General features: G+C 41.2%; 13 protein-coding genes and 1 tRNA gene. 6 read left to right on the plus strand and 8 right to left on the minus strand.

Annotated features, from left to right (window positions below; all coding sequences use genetic code 11):
- The coding region (locus QZT73_RS09110) for an FAD-dependent oxidoreductase (RefSeq protein WP_291787741.1) at positions 1-1,356 on the plus strand (1,356 nt) is incomplete at its 5' end.
- Between the two features lie 310 nt (positions 1,357-1,666).
- Here the strand turns inward: QZT73_RS09110 and QZT73_RS09115 are convergent.
- Positions 1,667-2,860: a Gfo/Idh/MocA family oxidoreductase gene (locus tag QZT73_RS09115; RefSeq protein ID WP_291780309.1), complete on the minus strand. Its 1,194-nt coding sequence runs from the start codon at positions 2,858-2,860 to the stop codon at positions 1,667-1,669.
- A gap of 181 nt (positions 2,861-3,041) precedes the next feature.
- On the opposite strand from QZT73_RS09115, the gene QZT73_RS09120 reads away from it, so the two are divergent.
- Positions 3,042-4,406 carry an exonuclease domain-containing protein gene (locus tag QZT73_RS09120; protein ID WP_291787743.1) on the plus strand — a complete coding sequence of 455 codons (1,365 nt, stop codon included), beginning with the start codon at positions 3,042-3,044 and terminating at the stop codon, positions 4,404-4,406.
- 217 nt (positions 4,407-4,623) lie between these two features.
- Here QZT73_RS09120 and QZT73_RS09125 read toward each other — a convergent pair whose 3' ends face one another.
- Both QZT73_RS09125 and QZT73_RS09130 read right to left on the minus strand, forming a co-directional pair.
- Positions 4,624-5,850: a divalent metal cation transporter gene (locus tag QZT73_RS09125; RefSeq protein WP_291780303.1), complete on the minus strand. Its 1,227-nt coding sequence runs from the start codon at positions 5,848-5,850 to the stop codon at positions 4,624-4,626.
- On the minus strand, positions 5,847-6,947 hold the full coding sequence (locus QZT73_RS09130) for a DUF2891 domain-containing protein (protein ID WP_291780301.1): 1,101 nt from the start codon (positions 6,945-6,947) through the stop codon (positions 5,847-5,849). Before QZT73_RS09130 ends, QZT73_RS09125 begins: the two co-directional genes overlap by 4 nt.
- A 149-nt stretch (positions 6,948-7,096) precedes the next feature.
- Between QZT73_RS09130 and QZT73_RS09135 the strand changes: the two genes are divergently transcribed.
- Both QZT73_RS09135 and QZT73_RS09140 read left to right on the plus strand, forming a co-directional pair.
- On the plus strand, positions 7,097-8,302 hold the full coding sequence (locus QZT73_RS09135) for an NAD(P)/FAD-dependent oxidoreductase (protein WP_363331091.1): 1,206 nt from the start codon (positions 7,097-7,099) through the stop codon (positions 8,300-8,302).
- A gap of 8 nt (positions 8,303-8,310) precedes the next feature.
- Positions 8,311-8,676 (plus strand): hypothetical protein, encoded by a 366-nt coding sequence (locus tag QZT73_RS09140; protein WP_291780299.1) that lies wholly within the window; start codon positions 8,311-8,313, stop codon positions 8,674-8,676.
- A 9-nt stretch (positions 8,677-8,685) separates the two neighbouring features.
- Here QZT73_RS09140 and gap read toward each other — a convergent pair whose 3' ends face one another.
- Entirely contained in the window at positions 8,686-9,675 is a 990-nt protein-coding gene (gene gap, locus QZT73_RS09145; RefSeq protein ID WP_291780296.1) for a type I glyceraldehyde-3-phosphate dehydrogenase, read from the minus strand.
- Positions 9,676-9,872: 197 nt separating this feature from the next.
- Here gap and QZT73_RS09150 point away from each other — a divergent pair.
- Positions 9,873-9,944: transfer RNA gene (locus QZT73_RS09150), tRNA-Glu, on the plus strand.
- Between the two features lie 114 nt (positions 9,945-10,058).
- Here QZT73_RS09150 and QZT73_RS09155 read toward each other — a convergent pair.
- The 3 genes from QZT73_RS09155 to QZT73_RS09165 form a co-directional block, all read right to left on the minus strand.
- On the minus strand, positions 10,059-12,263 hold the full coding sequence (locus QZT73_RS09155; protein WP_291787745.1) for a radical SAM protein: 2,205 nt from the start codon (positions 12,261-12,263) through the stop codon (positions 10,059-10,061).
- 418 nt (positions 12,264-12,681) lie between these two features.
- Positions 12,682-12,849, minus strand: coding sequence for a lipoprotein (locus tag QZT73_RS09160; protein WP_291787747.1), 168 nt, complete (start codon positions 12,847-12,849; stop codon positions 12,682-12,684).
- Positions 12,850-13,061: 212 nt separating this feature from the next.
- Entirely contained in the window at positions 13,062-15,602 is a 2,541-nt protein-coding gene (locus QZT73_RS09165; protein ID WP_291787750.1) for a M14 family zinc carboxypeptidase, read from the minus strand.
- Between the two features lie 125 nt (positions 15,603-15,727).
- Here QZT73_RS09165 and QZT73_RS09170 point away from each other — a divergent pair, with 125 nt between their 5' ends.
- Positions 15,728-16,483, plus strand: coding sequence for a DUF1080 domain-containing protein (locus QZT73_RS09170; RefSeq protein WP_291780284.1), 756 nt, complete (start codon positions 15,728-15,730; stop codon positions 16,481-16,483).
- Between the two features lie 254 nt (positions 16,484-16,737).
- Here QZT73_RS09170 and QZT73_RS09175 read toward each other — a convergent pair whose 3' ends face one another.
- Positions 16,738-17,385 (minus strand): ROK family protein, encoded by a 648-nt coding sequence (locus QZT73_RS09175; protein WP_291780281.1) that lies wholly within the window; start codon positions 17,383-17,385, stop codon positions 16,738-16,740.
- Between the last annotated feature and the right edge of the window lie 81 nt (positions 17,386-17,466).

The raw sequence follows: 17,466 nt of genomic DNA on the forward strand, positions 1-17,466 counted from the left end.
AAAGCTTATCAGAACGTCTCCAATAAAGACCAATTGATTGTCATAGGTGCTGGTCCGGCAGGATTATTTGCAGCACTGCGGGCCATTGAATTAGGCATCAAGCCTATCCTGATCGAAAGAGGCAAGGATGTAAGGGCCAGAAGGAGGGATTTGGCAGCAATCAACAAAGAGCATATTGTCAATCCCGAATCCAATTATTGTTTCGGGGAAGGAGGAGCGGGTACCTATTCAGATGGAAAATTATACACAAGGTCCAAAAAGCGGGGAGATATTAGAAGAATAATGGAAATCCTGGTTGCCCATGGTGCCACAGAAGAGATCTTGGTGGATGCGCATCCGCATATAGGTACCAACAAACTGCCTAAACTGGTGGCAGAACTAAGGGAAAGTATCCTGCAGGCAGGAGGGGAAGTTCTTTTTGACACCAAGGTGGTGGATTTCATTTTGGAAGGGAATGAGATGAAAGGAGTGGTCACCCATGATGGGGAAAAAATCAAGGGAATTGGGGTCATTTTAGCCACCGGACATTCTGCAAGGGATATTTTTCATTTGCTGAAACACAAAAACATCTTGATAGAAGCCAAACCTTTTGCCTTAGGGGTGAGGATTGAACACAGCCAAAACCTGATTGATCGGATTCAATACCATTGTGAGGTGGACAGAGGACCCTATTTGCCGGCTTCTTCTTATTCTTTGGTACAACAGACCTACTTTCAGGGCAAGCAGCGGGGTGTCTTTTCATTTTGTATGTGTCCAGGTGGGTTTATTGTTCCTGCAGCTACTTCTCCAGGAGAAATTGTGGTTAACGGCATGAGTCCCAGTAGAAGGGACAGCAAGTATGCCAATTCAGGAATGGTCGCAGCTGTTGAACTGGAAGATTTACCCCAATATCAGAAATATGGACCTTTGGCTGCCATGATGTTCCAGGCAGAAGTGGAGCAAAGGGCATGGAAATTCGGAGGAGAAACCCAAACAGCACCAGCCCAGCGCATGGTGGATTTTGTCAATAAAAAGGTCAGTAATTCGCTTTTGGATACTTCTTACCAACCTGGTTTAAAATCCGTGGATATGTATGAAGTGCTGCCAGATTTCATTGCGGAAAGGTTGAAACAAGGCTTTGCGGCTTTTGGAAAAAAGATGAAAGGTTACCTGACCAATGAGGCGCAAATCATTGGTGTGGAAAGCCGAACCTCCTCACCTGTAAGAATTCCAAGAGACAGAGAGAGCTTTGAGCACCCTATCATCAAGAGACTTTATCCATGTGGGGAAGGTGCCGGATATGCCGGGGGCATAGTATCTGCGGCCATGGATGGAGAAAGGTGTGCTGAGAAATTGATTGCAGAATATGTAAGGTAATTAGGATAAATGATGTAAAATGAAGAGTGATGAATTAAGTTTAAAGAAAAAGTCCTAAAAGGCGAATTGGTTTAAATGATTAAAGTTTAAGGGCCTAAGGTTTAGTGGTGATTTGGATTTCGAAACGGTTTTTTTAAAAAAAGAGCAAAAAATACCCCATATGGGGTATTTACATAAGTTCGTTTTATATAGACATTTGACTTTATAACGGTAAATAAGCAAAACTTTTAAAATATTATCCAACCATAACTTTTATTTGAACTGAACACATAAAAATCGGATCCTAGGATCCGATTTTTATATTATCTGACTATCCTAAATCAAATTCTGGGCGCCAATCCATTTTTTTCCCTGTATACAAGGATTCATTGGCCAAAGCTACTGCAATAGCAGTCTTACCCGCATTGATGATATTGGAATAAGGTAGTTCTGATTCCATTAGACAACGATAATAGTCTTCCATGGCATAAAAGGAACCATCCCTTGTGGGCTGATCCAGTATTTTGACCCCTTTTTTGTCAGAAGACCAGGTCAATCGGGTAGCACCGGAGACGCCATCCACTTGTTCCAGTTCAGCTCTAGTCTCAGGTTCGGGGTAGAAGATACCCTCATTCATCAACAAGGACACCATACCCTTACTTCCTTTGATTTTAAAGGAATAACCTTCGTATTGATTGGCACAAGTGGCACCAAAATTTCCAACCATTCCTTCCTGTTCATAGCGTAAGGTAACCTGAACATTATCAAAAGTCTCCCTGCCATCTTTGAAATGATCTATTCCCCCGACCCCATAAATGGAAGAAGGTCGGGCATCAAAGGCCCAATGGATAAAATCCATCTGATGGGAGAGCAATTCAGCTACCAAACCACCTGAATATTCCTTGTACATTCTCCAGTTGATCTTTCTTTCCAATTCCGGATTGGGAACAGGCCTTCTCCAATCATTATTTCTGTCCCATCTTGCACTGACTTGGGTTACTTTACCCAACCAGCCCTCCTTGATCATTTCCTTCACCTTAAAATAAAGGGGAGAATAACGATATTGGTGACCAATTTGGATGACCTGATTGGGATATTTACCTTTGATTTTATTCAGTTCAATGGCCTGCGCTGTATTGAAGACCATGGTTTTTTCCAAAAAGAGGTGTTTACCTGAATCCAACACTGCTTTGGCATGATCAAAATGCAGATACAGCGGTGTAGCGACCAAGATCACATCCAAGTTCCTCTGATCCAATAGAGCCCTATAATCCCTATGAAATTGGATACCGGTTGGAAAATTCCTTTTGGCTTTATCCAATCTTTCGGGAAGGTCGTCACAAATACCTCTCACAATAAATTTACCGGGCATACTGTTGAGAACCTGGTGCAATCCCGAACCCCGATCACCATATCCTAAAATTCCAATGGAATACACCTTGTCATTGGGGGCACCTGCAGACAGAGGAAGCACTGTAGAAGCGGATAAAAGGGCACTTAACTTTACAAAATCTCTTCTTTTCAAAGCAAATAGGTTATTAGGTTTTAACTTTGGAATATAAAAAACTTTTGGCTTTAAACACCAAGGAAATCAATGATCCGTAATCTAATTTGATAATTGGTTGATTATTGTAAGACAATTGCTGACAGAAAATGTTATTTACCCATACAAGAAGCCGTAAATTTCCTATAATTGTCAAAGAAGCATGGAATTTGTAATCGTCGATATTGAAACTACAGGAGGCAATCCCAGTCAGGGAGGGATTACTGAAATTGCGGCTTTGGTTTTCAATGGCAACAACATTATTGAACGCTTCCATACCTTAGTTAATCCAGAACGGTATATCCCCAATTTTATTACCGGACTTACGGGTATCAGCCAGGAAATGGTGGAAGATGCCCCAAAATTTGAAGAAATAGCAGAAGATCTCTGGAATCTTCTTGAGGGAAGAACTTTCGTCGCCCACAATGTCAATTTTGATTATGCCTTTATCAGGGAAGCCTTTAAAGCTATCGGAAAAGAACTGAATCTTCCTAAGCTTTGTACGGTAAGATTGAGCAGAAAAGCATTCCCTGGTTTGGGCTCTTACGGTTTGGGAAGAATATGTGAGCAATTGGCCATAGAAATCAGCCATAGGCATAGGGCTTTTGGAGATGCAGAAGCAACAGCTATTCTCTTCCAAAAGATTTACCAGCATCAATCGGATATCATTTTTCAAAGCCTTAAAAAAGGGAAAGGGGAACAGTTTTTACCTCCCCACATCAGTCAGGAAAAATTCCAATCTCTTCCTGAAGCCACTGGCATTTATTTTTTTCATGACAGGCATGGTCAGGTCATTTATGTGGGCAAAGCGGCAAATATCAAATCAAGGTTTAAAAGTCACTTTTCAGGGAATTCTGAAGAAAAACTCGCTTTGAAGTCAGAAATCCATGATATCACTTGGGAATTGACCGGTTCCGAATTCCTGGCCTATCTCTTGGAAATACTGGAAATCAAAAGCCTTTGGCCCAAATTTAACAGGGCACAAAAATACAAGAGCAGTCAATGGGCATTGTTCCAATATGAAGACAGTAATGGATTTATCCGCTTCCAGGTAAGCAAAAACAATCCAAAAATCCAAAGCATTATGGAATTTGACTCCCATTCAGAAGCCTGGAAATTTATGATGGATAAAACTACTGAATTTGAACTTTGCCCAAAATTGACCGGAATTCAAAAAACTCCTGAAGCCTGTTACGACCATCAAATAGGCAAATGTCATGGTGCTTGTTGCGAAAAGGAAAAACCAGCATTATACAATCAACGGGCCAAGGAATTTCTTGCTTGTATAACCAATAATAAAGGTGCGGTTTTGATCAAGGATAAAGGGAGGTCTACCCATGAGAACTGTGCACTTTATTTCGAAAATGGTGTTTTTTCTGCTTATGGTTTTATATCCCAGGAAGAATATCAAAATAACAATGAAGAAATTGTAGCAAGCCTCCGAATTGTAAAACACATTCCTGAAACCAAATATATCCTGCGAAGCTTTATTCCAAAGATCCATCAAAGGAATATAATTCCTATATGAGACCAAGGTTTTAGGGGTTCAGGGTTCATGGGTTTAAATGTACCTTTTAAGGTTCGTAAAACTATGAACATTTGAATCGGAGTAGTTCAGAATTCAGCTTGCTCCGAAGTATTTCAGAGGGTTCAGGATTTTAAGAGCCAAGGCAAAAGCGATACAAAGGGCTTGTCGAAGGGGGAAAAGGGGTTTTGCATCTTATGTTAATTAAACATCTAAAAATCTAAATCCACCCCATAACTTTTAATACACTTATGCCTCCAAGAATTAAAGTTATTCCCCATATAAAAAGACTGAGTAGATTGAATCCCTTCGTATTCGTATAAAGATGAAGGAGTGATTTTTGATTGGCCAGCCAGATTACATAAGCTGATAACAAGGGAAGTAATATGCCATTCGCCAATTGTGCCATGGTGATCAATTGAACAGGCCTTATGCCTAATGATGCAAATACCAGTCCCAAACCTAATATCACGAGAATACTGCCCCGCATAGGCCAACTTTTTATATCCGTTGACCAACCAAAACAGCCTGAAATGACCATTGCACCGGCCAAGGGTGCTGTAATGGCAGAGGTAATACCTGCTGCAAATAATCCAAAAGAGATAAAATATGTTGCCCAAAGACCACCCAATAAAGGTTCAAGGCCCTTAGCCAAATCAGTTGCTGACTGTACCTCAAACGCAGCTCCTGCATGTGCAGTGATGACAATTGCCATGGAAACCAGGCCACCAATTACTACCGAAATAATGGTATCAGCTCTGACATAACGCAAATCAGAAACCTCTTGCCATCTCTTAGCAACCAAACCCGAATGTAAAAAAAGATTATAGGGAACTACAGTGGTTCCTATCAATGCTACCGTAGTAATGATCGTATCTGTCCGAACTACAGGAACAAAACCTTGTAACAAAAACCCCAAATTTGGCTGTACCATCAATGCAGTGCTGATAAAAGCCAAACTCATCACGATTACCAAACCAGTAAGTACTTTGGTAATAAAAGTGTAACTACCACTGAACAAAAGCAGCAAAGCCAATAATCCTATCAAAAAATTTAAGGGCTGAAGTTCGAGTTTATAGAAAGAAATAGGGGAAATATCTATCCAAATAGCCGCTCCCAAAGCACCGCCACCAATATTTCCTGCTTCATAGGCAGCATTCCCAATGACGACGGCAAGCAATACCAATCCAATGGAAAAATATCGCCAAATAGCTTTTTTGATTGTAACGGAAATATTTGCTGCCAATCCCCGCTGACTGATCAAGCCAATCCGCGCCGCCATCTCCTGTAAGACAATGGTGGTAATAACAGAAAGGCCCAATGCCCAAAGCAATTCATAGCCAAACTGTACGCCTGCAAGGGTGCATACGGTCACAGTTCCCGGCCCAATAAAAGCAGCGGCTACCAAAGGTCCAGGACCAAGGTATTTCTTCCAATTGCTGATCATGGTGCCTGCTGTAAAGCATATATAGCAAAAGATCCCAACCAATGCGTTCCCTCATAATTATCATCTACAATGGATGGCAAAGAATATTCGATATGTTGGTTGGCAATAGCAATCAAATGTCCGTATTCCTCGGGAAATGCATTGATCAAGCCATATAAAACCCAGGCCCTACTGAAATTCAAACCGTCAAGATGCACCAATTTGCCATCCGTCCGGTCACTGACTCTACCAGGTGCCAATTCAAATTCCCTATTGGCCAGAGTAGGCATAAAGCGGTCTACCCAGGTTTTAAAATCATCGGGACTGAGTATTTTACGCATCACATCCAACTCCTGTAAACAGGGAGATAAGAAATCAAAACCACTGGGTTCCCAAGTCAAAGGACAGTCCGTATCATCCTGAAACCAATCCATTGCCCTGTTTTTTATCATTTCTTTCAATACTTCGTCCTCTAAGGTTTGCGCATAATCATAGGCCAAAGACAGGCCAAAGGCGATATTGGTATGTTCACCAACCCGAATGGGGTAAATCAACTTAGGTAAAAACTCCAGGTATTTCTCCACCATCAGGGCTGTCAAAGGCTGTAAGTTTTCCTCCAACTCTCTGGCCAAAGGATCATCCCAAACATACAATTCCTCCGCCAATTTCAAAACCCAGGCCCAACCATAGGTCCTTTCAAAGCTGCTGTTTTGGGGCATATGGAAATAAGCCACTTCAACGGCAATATTTTCCTTACTGATATTTTCCAACAGCTTGCTTTGGATCAACTCCCTTTGCTCCAATTCAGGAAATTGCCTTAGCAAAGCCACCAACATCCAGTGACCGTGAACACTTGAATGCCAGTCAAAACAGCCATAAAATGCAGGATGAAGTGCTTTTGGACCTTTTAAGTAGGATTCACTTTCCAAGGTCTGATTCAATTTATTGGGATATTCCTCCTGTAGGCAGTGAAGGGGCATAGCAGCCAATCGATTGGCCTCCTCCAATGTCAATTCAATGCCCTTGATCGCTGGTTTTTCCTCCAGGCTGTCATTTCCTGGTTGGCAGCTTATGGCAATTAAGCCAAGGAATGTATACAAAATCAGGGATTTTTTCATAGGGTATCACTTCGTCCAAAGCTTGAATTAAAAGGAAAAAACTTGAATTGAAAAGGAATAATACCTGAACTCTTTCAGATTTGTTTCCTTATTTTGTAAGCGGACGAATAGTATTCCCTGTAAGTAATAAAATCAATTTCATATTCAGAATGAAAGTAGGTGTAATAGGCGCCGGAGCTGCCGGGTATTTTGCTGCTATACATGCAGCCCATTCGGGTGCTTCGGTATATTTGTTGGAAAAGACTTCCAAAACCTTGTCCAAGGTGAAAATTTCGGGAGGAGGAAGATGTAATGTCACTCACGCGGCCACCGAAAATTCAAAACTGGTCAAGAATTATCCAAGGGGAGAAAAATTTTTAAAAAAAGTATTTACGCATTTCAGTGTTATTGACACCATTTCCTGGTTTGAGAGTAGGGGAGTTCCCTTAAAAGTAGAATCAGATGGGCGGATCTTTCCCCTATCTGATAAATCCCAGTCTATCATTGATGCGCTACAAGAAGAAGCAATCAAACTTGGGGTTCAAATTATTTTGAATCAGGGAGTGGAGAAAATTCAGCCTGATAGAAATAAGTTCAAAGTACTATGCCGGGAAAAAGACTGGGAGTTTGACCGGCTTATCATATGTATCGGCGGTTTTCCCAAAGAATCTGGTTTTGGATTTATAAAGGAATTAGGACATAAAATTGTGTCTCCCATTCCTTCATTATTCACCTTCAACACGCCCAATGAGCCATTGAGAAAACTGATGGGCTTATCAGTTCCACAGGCATTAATAAGGCTGGAAGGGAGCAAAATGGCTTACAGTGGCCCGGTGCTGATAACCCATTGGGGTCTGAGTGGTCCTGCAGTACTCAAGTTATCGGCATTTGGTGCAAAATGGCTTCATGAAAAAAGTTACTTGTGTAATGTGCACATCCGCTGGAACAAAGATTGGACAGAAGAGCAATTGGTAAGAGATCTTCAAAACTTCAAAACCCAGCATCCAAAGAAAAAAATAAGCAGTAATCCACTTTTCGAAATGCCGGCAAGACTTTGGGTACATATATGTGGGAATTCCGAAATCAATGAGGATCTTCTCTGGCAAAATCTGGCAAAAAAACAATTCCATAAATTGGTTCAGAATCTTTTTTGCTATATTGTGAGCGTGAAAGGAAAGACAACATTCAAAGAAGAGTTTGTTACTGCAGGTGGTGTTGATTTGAATGAGGTAAGTCCTGAAAACATGGAAAGTAAGCTTATAAAAGGTTTGTTTTTCGCAGGTGAGGTGCTTGATATTGATGGTATAACCGGAGGTTTCAATTTTCAGGCTGCCTGGAGCACCGGTTACCTGGCCGGTAAAAATGCTATACTATAATTTTGAGCATGTTAAATACGCCACCTTTGAATTTTGACAAAATCGATGAGATGACTGATGGAGATGCCGATTTCAAGGCGGAACTTATCACGGCCATTTACAATTCCCTTGTTGAATTGAGGGATGTTTATATCCAGGGGGCAGCAGAAGAAGACGAAGAAACCATTCAGGAAATACGGCACAAGGTGAAGCCTTCACTTGCAATGTTTGAAGTAAATCCCTTAAATGATATTCTTTCGGAAGGAAAAGAAGTGATTGAAACATCTGGTTTTGGTCCAGAATTTTTAGCTCATTTTGAAAAATTCCTCGATGCGGTTCAGGAAGCCATTGATTTTGTCGAGCCTGAGTTCAAGAAAATCGCAGGTACAGAATAAGCAAGGCCCTTACTTCATCACCAGATCTACCAACCTGTTGGAATAGCCGGCTTCATTGTCATACCAACCTACGATTTTTATCAAATTGCCTTTGGATGATGTCAGTTCGGAATCAAAAATACAGGAATGCGGATTGCCGATAATATCAATGGATACGATGGGATCTTCTACGTATTCCAATATGCCCTTCAATTCAGCTTTTGAACTCTCCAAAAACGCCTGATTGATTTCCTCTCTGCTGGCATCTCTTTCCAATTGTACAATCAGATCGGTCAAAGAACCATCCGGAACAGGTACCCTCATCGCAGACGCCTCTATTTTGCCTTTCAAATGAGGCAAAACGATTTCCATGGCTTTGGCAGCATGGGTAGTAGTCGGAATGATGGAATATGCCGCTGCTCTTGCCCTGCGGAGGTCCCTATGGGGTGCATCGTGTAAATTTTGGTCATTGGTATAAGAGTGAACAGTAGATACAAAACCCTTAACAATTCCGAATCGCTCATCCAGCAACTTGACCATTGGGGCAAGACAGTTGGTAGTGCAGGAGGCATTCGAAATAATTTTTTCATTTCCGGTCAATATGTGGTCATTTACACCCAATACGACAGTAGGAACGTCTTTATCCTTTGCTGGAGCAGTAATGATCACTTTTTTAGCTCCCGCCTTCAAATGTCCCGAAGCACTGGATTTATCAGTAAACCTGCCGGTTGATTCCAAAACAATATCCACATCCAGGTCTCCCCATGGAATTTGAGAAGGATCCTTTTCCGCAAAGATTTTTATTTGATGGTTTTTGATGAAAATATCTCCCTCATGGACACTTACTGTATGGGGATATCTTCCATGAACTGAGTCGTATTGTAGCAAATGAGCCAATGTTTTAGGATCAGTCAAATCATTGACTGCCACCAGGTCAATGCCTTCTTTCTCCATTAACAATTTGATGGTCAATCGGCCTATTCTGCCGCAACCATTTACAGCCACACGCTTATTTCTCATATAGTTGGTCAGTCTGAAATCAATAAGGGGGTGAAATTAATAAAGTTGGTCCGTAAAGACTAAAATTATTTTTTCCTGCTAGTTTTCAGTATTTTGAGGTGTTGAACCAAATATTTTTTTGTCAGGTTTTGGAATGTAGATTTAAGCCTCTATATTTGCATCACCGTTTAAAAAACGGCTTACAGAAAGCCAAAAACGGTCCGTTCGTCTAGGGGTTAGGACGCATCCCTTTCACGGATGAAACACGGGTTCGATTCCCGTATCGACTACGAAAAATTGATGTTTTTCAACGTTCTGATTGCCGAAAGCATGATGAATTTGTTTTATGGTTGTTAGTGGTTAAAGTGAATGAAAACCCAATCTTCTAGGTTGGGTTTTTTTCATTATACCAGCAGCAACCCTTCATCTCTTAGGGCGTTCCAGGTAGCCGATTCCAAAAAATCATTCCAATTCCCTCCAGATATATGGTTAAAACTTTCTTCAAATTCTTGAAAAGTCATAGACTTGGCTTCAGCTAAGGGTCTAAGATGTAAAAGCACACCCATTAACCAGCTGGCATGTGTTGCCTCTAATTTCACTTTTGTACTGGCATTTTTGTGTTCAAAATACAACTGATGTCCCACTTTTTCTTTTCCTTTTTTGCGATATGTATAGGTCTTATATTCAACATCTCCTCCAATCCAGATAACTTTGGTACTTGGCTTGTAAATCTCAGGATGCTCTTCATGTAGTACTTTATTGATAAAGTTGGGCGGAACAGTGGTTTTTGGTACCCTAAAATCAAACCATTCCTGTAAGGGAAAATCCAGGCATATTCCATGCATGTAATTGAATAGGGCTTTCTTCAGACCAGCACCAAAATGTTCATGGTCCGTCCCCAATGGGTCCTCATGACTAAGATCGTTATCAGCAAAAAGGCCGGGCTCCGGACCCGTTTTTACTACCTGGTAGACTTTTGGGTCTTGGCCTATGGGAGCGTGGGCTGTCATTGCGAAAAGGTGCCAAAATCCCGATTGTAATACCTCATTGGCAAATAATTGCCGTACCATTTCCAAACTGTCTATGGTTTCCTGGGCTGTTTGGGTCGGAAAGCCATACATCAGGTAAGCATGTACCATGATACCTGAATCAGTAAAATTTCTGGCTACTCTGGCCACCTGGGCTACAGTCACCCCCTTTTGCATTAACTCCAAGAGGCGGTCTGATGCCACTTCCAATCCCCCAGAGACTGCGATACAACCCGAAGCTTTTAAAAGCCTGCAAAGGTCAAAAGTAAAACGTTCCTCAAAACGGATGTTGGTCCACCAACTGATCTTCAGCTTCCTCTTGAGTATCTCAATGGCCAATTCCCGCATCAAGGCAGGAGGTGCTGCTTCATCCACAAAATGAAAACCAGTTTCCCCTGTTTGTGCAATCAATTCCTCGATCCTGTTACAAATAATTGCTGCACTGATGGGTTCATAATTTTTGATATAATCTAAGGTGATATCACAAAAAGTACATTTTTTCCAATAACAGCCATGGGCCATAGTCAGCTTGTTCCACCTACCATCCGACCAAAGCCGATGCATTGGATTGGCAATTTCTATCACGGAAAGGTATTTTTTAAGTGGAAGGCCTGAATAATCAGGAGTTCCTATTTTACTGAAAGAAATATCACTTTCTTTTGCCCCATTGATATAGACTACCTGTGCCTCTTTTAATACAAATGTCCTTTTCAGTTGCTCAAGTACCCTTTCCCCATCCAAAAACTCCAAAAGACAAGTCAAAGGTTTTTCTCCATCATCCAAGGTGATGAAATCCAGGTATCTAAATACGCGTGGGTCTTTGAGAGACCTCAGCTCCGTATTCGGATATCCACCCCCCATGGCTACTTTGATATGTGGGTAATTCTCTTTGATGTAAGCTCCACAGCGAAGGGCACCATACAAATTACCGGGAAAAGGGACGGATAAACAGATAAGAAAAGGCTCAGCTGCTTGGATTTCCTTTTCCAATTCTTCCACCAGATACCTATCCGTGAAAGAAAGTCCTGATTCCAAGGCTTCATGCAATGGATCAAAGGAAACAGCAGACCTACCCAAGCGCTCTGCATAACGACTGAATCCAAAATAAGGATCCAACAGCTCCTGAATCAGATCTCCTAAGTCTTCCAGATACAGGGTAGCCAGGTGTCTGGCTCTGTCCTGAATGCCCATGGTACCAAAAGCCCATTCCAGATCATCCAATTGTTCAAAACGAGATGCCTGCGGCAAAAAACCTCCATCACAGATATTGTATGCTAAAGTGGGGTTTTCAAATTGCAGGAAATGGATTATAGGGGAGATGGTCTGTATATATTCTTCTCGCAACTTGTAAATTCTACGGCTATTGGGACTGAAACTTTGGATATCCTTTTGGCCAATTGCTTCAAATACCTCTTGCAATCCCTCCTTAGAAAATATCCTCAGGATAACCCGAATACCCAGATCCGATTGAAAAGTACTTTTCCCCATAGTATTGAGATAACCCTTGATATAAGCAGTTGCAGGATAGGGCGTATTGAGTTGGGTGAAAGGAGGAGTAAGGAGAAGAATGGATTTGGACACTTGAATAAATTTTACCCACAAATTTGGTGATTTTTTCTGGAGAAAGTGGGATATATTGGTAAAAAGCAAAGGATTAATCCAGCTGCCTGTAAAAATAAACAGGCAGATCATTAAAACAACATGGGCCAGGATTGACCAAACGGCCATCATGATAAAGAAACAGCCTTTCAGTAGTACCCCAACCAAAAACAAAGGACCCTAAGCTGGGACAAGACGAACAAAATTCATCGGTTACATCTTCAAATTGAGAAGCCTTCATTATCAGATCAAACCAATCGTATTGTAAAATGTAGACTGAGCGGATCTCCTTTGACTGCAATTCACTGGGTTCTGACAGCCTGTACTCACCCCAAAATTCAATGCCTGTCTTTGAATTAAATTTTTTGAATGTTCCTGCTCTATAGAAAAGGTAAGTTTCTTAATAGCCTATTTGATCTTCAGACAGGCTGGTCCCTAAATGAGGAGTAACAACTTCTGTTTTTTCCCAAGAACTGTCCACAAGAAAGTCTGGACCATGCTCATTATCCTGAGTGCAGGATGTCAATACCAAAAATGAAAGAAAAGTGAATAGATACTTCTTCATCATGACACTTTTTTAAAGCAAATATACGCGAAATTAAAGAATAAGTTATTTTCCTCTTATTTCCAACACCAAATATTCTCATGAAACATGAAAAAAGGCAAAAGAAAATACTTTTGCCTTTTGCTTTTTTTCCCACCCTGCAACTTGGCCCCGAGCTAAAAATGTCCACTGTACATTTTCTTAACGCTCAGTCCTCCTTTTACCTTTTCCTTAAATTACATTTTATCCCCAAAGAAAATAGCATTCAAAAACAGTTTATTGGTTCCAAACCATGTCCCCCTAAAATTGGGATTGTCAATAAAATGAATGACCCTTCCTTGACCCACAGGTGACACCAGGACACTGGCACTTTGCTTAACTTTCTCCAAGTTGGCATCAGAAATATAACCGCCCAAAAGAGGGTTTTCAGTATAACGAACCGGCGTTTGGTATTTGTTTTTGGAAGGTTTGAAGAATATGCTGGAATTTCTATAAACCGGAATTTCCTTGCTTCTGTAGCCATAGCCAAGTGGGTGCGTATTGTCCAAATAGGTAAGGTAGATACTTCCTCCAATGGCTTTGGCGCCCTCAAAATCCCGTCTGGAAGCAAAAGGAAGGAATGCAGGTTCTGAAATCAGTTCTAAAGAGAGGTATTCTTCTTTTACAATTTCCTGTGATTGTAGCCATTGACTTGCTGATCTCAGGGAAATGATCGTCCCTCCACGGTTCAACCAATCTTTCAAATGATTGATTTGACTATTGTTCAAGATATTGTAAAAACCAGAAGGAAGGATCAGTGTATTATAATCATAGAGGTTGACCCTATTGAATAGGCTCAGGTCCATTTTAGTGATGGGCATACCTACTTTGGTGTCCAATAAATGCCAGATTTCTCCTGCTTCATACTGAGAAGTGCCCTGACCGATCAGCATAAGCACTTTAGGTGTTCTGACTGCGGAAATATTATTACTTCCCAGATCAATGCCCTTTAAACTGAAACCGGTGGTGGTGGCGTACACATGTTGGCCACTGGTAGCGGCAGCTTCCTTCAATAGTTGTCTGACGGTTGCCTCATCATGCTGCTGGAAGCCTATAGGAATAATCAGAGAACCCGCAGGAAAATCTTTGCTGCCGTCTTCAGTAGCCGAAGTAAAGGGCAGGGCAGTCACTTCCGCATGCAGACCAGCCGTTTGTATATGATGTAAAAATTTTGGCGCAAAGTAATCCGACCAATCCACCAAATAAGCGACATATTTTCCCACTTCCGGGAAATGTAGATCCTGCGCTGGCAGCTCATGGAGTTCATTACCGGATTGAAAGGCAGTTTGTCCTGCATAAGGCATACCATATGCCAATGCCATGGTCCAAGAGGAAGCATCATAAAAAACGGAATCGGCAAACTCGGTCACTTTTTCAAACATACTGCGAACCATTCTGTACTGGGGCTGAGAAGTTGGAACCACCCACGATTTGCCTTTCTTGAAACTTTTCCCTTCGGCTGTCAGGTCTCTATTGTTTTCAAAAACCTTGATTTTATGATCCAACAACAACTTAAGGAAAAGCCTGTTTCTGGAATCGTCATATTCATCGCCAAACACATAGGCTTTTACCCGATCTGCCCTGGCTTCTGAAACTGCCGTTTCAAAAAATTCTCTCAGATAACGGTGCATGTACTCTCTTTCCTTTACCCCTGCTTCCATGGTCGCCAAGGAGATTTCAAGTTGGTTGCGGATGGTAAAAGGAAAGGTAATGTCACCCCTTTGGGAACTTTGGATATGCCCTCTGGAAGAACCTTGTTCAAACACCAAGCCTAAACCACCTTGAATATCGGGATAAGTAGACCCATAACCCGGATAACTGTTGTCAAAAACTTCTTTGGTCCAATAAAGACTTCCGATGTTATCCAAAGCTTTGACAAAGTATGTAGCAAATTTGCTGTTTATGTCTTCATAATTTTTCCTTGGAACCACCGGATTTTCACTCCCAAAAGGCTTGGTAGGTTCAAAGAAATAAGTGCTATTTGTACCCATTTCGTGGAAATCACCTACCACATTGGGATACCAAGTGTGGTACCAAGCTATTTTTGACTGAAGTTCAAGCTGAGCCAATGGCATCCAATCTCTATTTAGGTCAAACCAATAATGGTTGACCCTCCCAGATGGCCATATTTCATTATGTTCCCGGTCCAATGGGTCTGCTATGGGAGGAAAACCTTTATGCATATTGGCCCAATTGGTATGTCTATCCCTGCCGTCCGGGTTGATGGCCGGGTCAATCATCACCACAGCATTTTCTCTGATTTCTTGGGCCATTTCGGATTGGGATGCCAAAAGCCAATACGCTGTCAATATAGCTGCTTCTCCACCAGATGGCTCATTTCCGTGTACTGAATATGCCAAATTAATTATCGCTGGCATGGCACTTACATCTGGAAGGTTTTGTTGGAGGTCCACAAGTTGAAGATGGGTCAAACGAACCTCTTCAAGGTTTTGAATATTGTCCTTTTTACTGATTACCAACACCACCAGAGGTCTACGTTGGTTGGTATGCCCAACAATCTGCAGTTCTGCCATTTCAGAATTTTCAGCCAAAGCTTCAAAATAAGCAACTAACCTGTCGTACCGCGTATGCCATTCTCCGATTTCATAGCCTAGAAAGGCTTCGGGATTGGGGATTTGAGAATCAAATTTTTCATTCGGAAAAAAATAATCCAATTGCGCTTGCACTTGAATAACAGTACATAGCATTAAAAGGAATAGGAGTAGTTGTTTTTTCATATTTGAATATTTTTTGAAAAATATTACATAATGTGTGCTTTTGAAAATGAAAATACATTAACGGCTTTTGAATACTAGGGATTTGAATTAATTTGGTTCCTAATTAAAAATTAACCAATAAACCTATGAAGATAACAAAGCATTTTTGCACCATGCTGCTAGTTCTAGCTGGTATGCCCTTAATGGCACAACAAAAAGACATCAAGCTTCCTCCTGAAGCTACCGAATTCTGGGAGCCTGTAGTCAGGAAAGTTACCCCTGGGTCAGAAAACAGCCAGGCACCTTCGGATGCCATTGTGATTTTTGATGGTTCCAGTTTAAGTAATTTTGTATCTTCCCGATCTGGCCAAAATCCGGAGTGGAATTTGGAAAACGGTGTAATGACTGTTGCTCCAGGTAAAGGAGATATTGAAACCAAGATGGGATTTGGTGATATGCAATTGCATATCGAATGGTCTGCTCCGACAGTCATCAAAGGAGAAGGTCAGGGTAGGGGAAACTCCGGAATTTTTCTCATGTCACATTATGAAGTACAGGTTTTGGATTCCTATGAAAGCCGAACCTACTCCAATGGACAAGCTGCAAGTATTTACAAACAATATCCGCCATTGGTGAATGCCATGAAGGCACCGGGAGAGTGGAATACTTATGATATATACTTTACTGCACCAAAATTCAATGCAGATGGCATGGTAGTATCACCAGCAAGAGTAACCGTGGTACACAATGGTGTTTTGGTACAAAATAATGTAGAAATCAAAGGGCCAACAGAATACATTGGAATTCCTAATTACAAAGCCCATCCAGATGAACTCCCCATAAAACTACAGGACCACGGAGATTTGGTCAGTTTCAGAAATATTTGGGTAAGAAAGCTCTAACCCGAAATATGCATTAGAATTTCTAAGCCACGGCGCACAAGTTATTACGAACACAAAACACTTTACAATCAATCGTTTCAATGCATTTGGCTCACTCACCATCCCGTACGTACGGGATGCTTCTTTCGCTAAATGCTTGATTATTTTGTGTTTTTTGCTCTCACAACGAACCCTAATGCATAATCCGGGTTCAATGAAAGTTGATTTTGGAAGGTGAAATTCGGAATACATTTCACCTTCCAAAGTCTATTTTTTTATTTCCAAAGTCTAAAACCGCCCTCGTAGGCAAGTTTATTATTGCCTAACCTACATCCTTCGGGTACATCATCTATATATTTTGACTTCCCGCCACCCAATACTATGTCATCAGGAAGAAAGGCTGCCTGAAATCTTTTGACTACTGCATGTACATGCTCTTGCCATTTTTCCTTTCCCATTCCCTCGAGTCCACGAAGTCCCACGTAATCTTCGAAAGTTCCTTTTAAATAGGAAAGATGGGCGAGTTCCATGGGTAATACCTTACCTTCTACCACTATTGCTGATCCAAGACCAGTTCCAAAGCCCAAAAACAAAAGCACCCCCTTACCAGAATAGGAACCTAATGCCTGCATAGCCGCATCATTGATGATCTTTATGGGCTTTCCAAAAGCAGTATGAAAATCAAATTCTTTCCAACCGCTACCCAAATTTTTTGGTTCTGTAATTACTTTACCCTCCTTGATGATTCCCGGAAAACCAATAGAAAGCACATCATACTCCCAATCCTGTGTAATTCCTAAAACTCCGTCTACCATTTTTTTCGGTGTCATTGCAGGACCTGATGGAAACTTCCTCCTATCTTCCGGGCCCTCTATTTTGGCTTTAATATTTGTACCGCCTACGTCAATGGTCAGTATTTTCAAAATTTTGGATTTTTGTTGAATCAACAATTTAGATAAATGGAGCATGAAGCCAAAAAAAAAAAATTAAAAAAAAGATCATTT

Origin of the sequence: Cecembia sp. (assembly GCF_007126775.1) — a bacterium.
Lineage (GTDB): Bacteria > Bacteroidota > Bacteroidia > Cytophagales > Cyclobacteriaceae > Cecembia.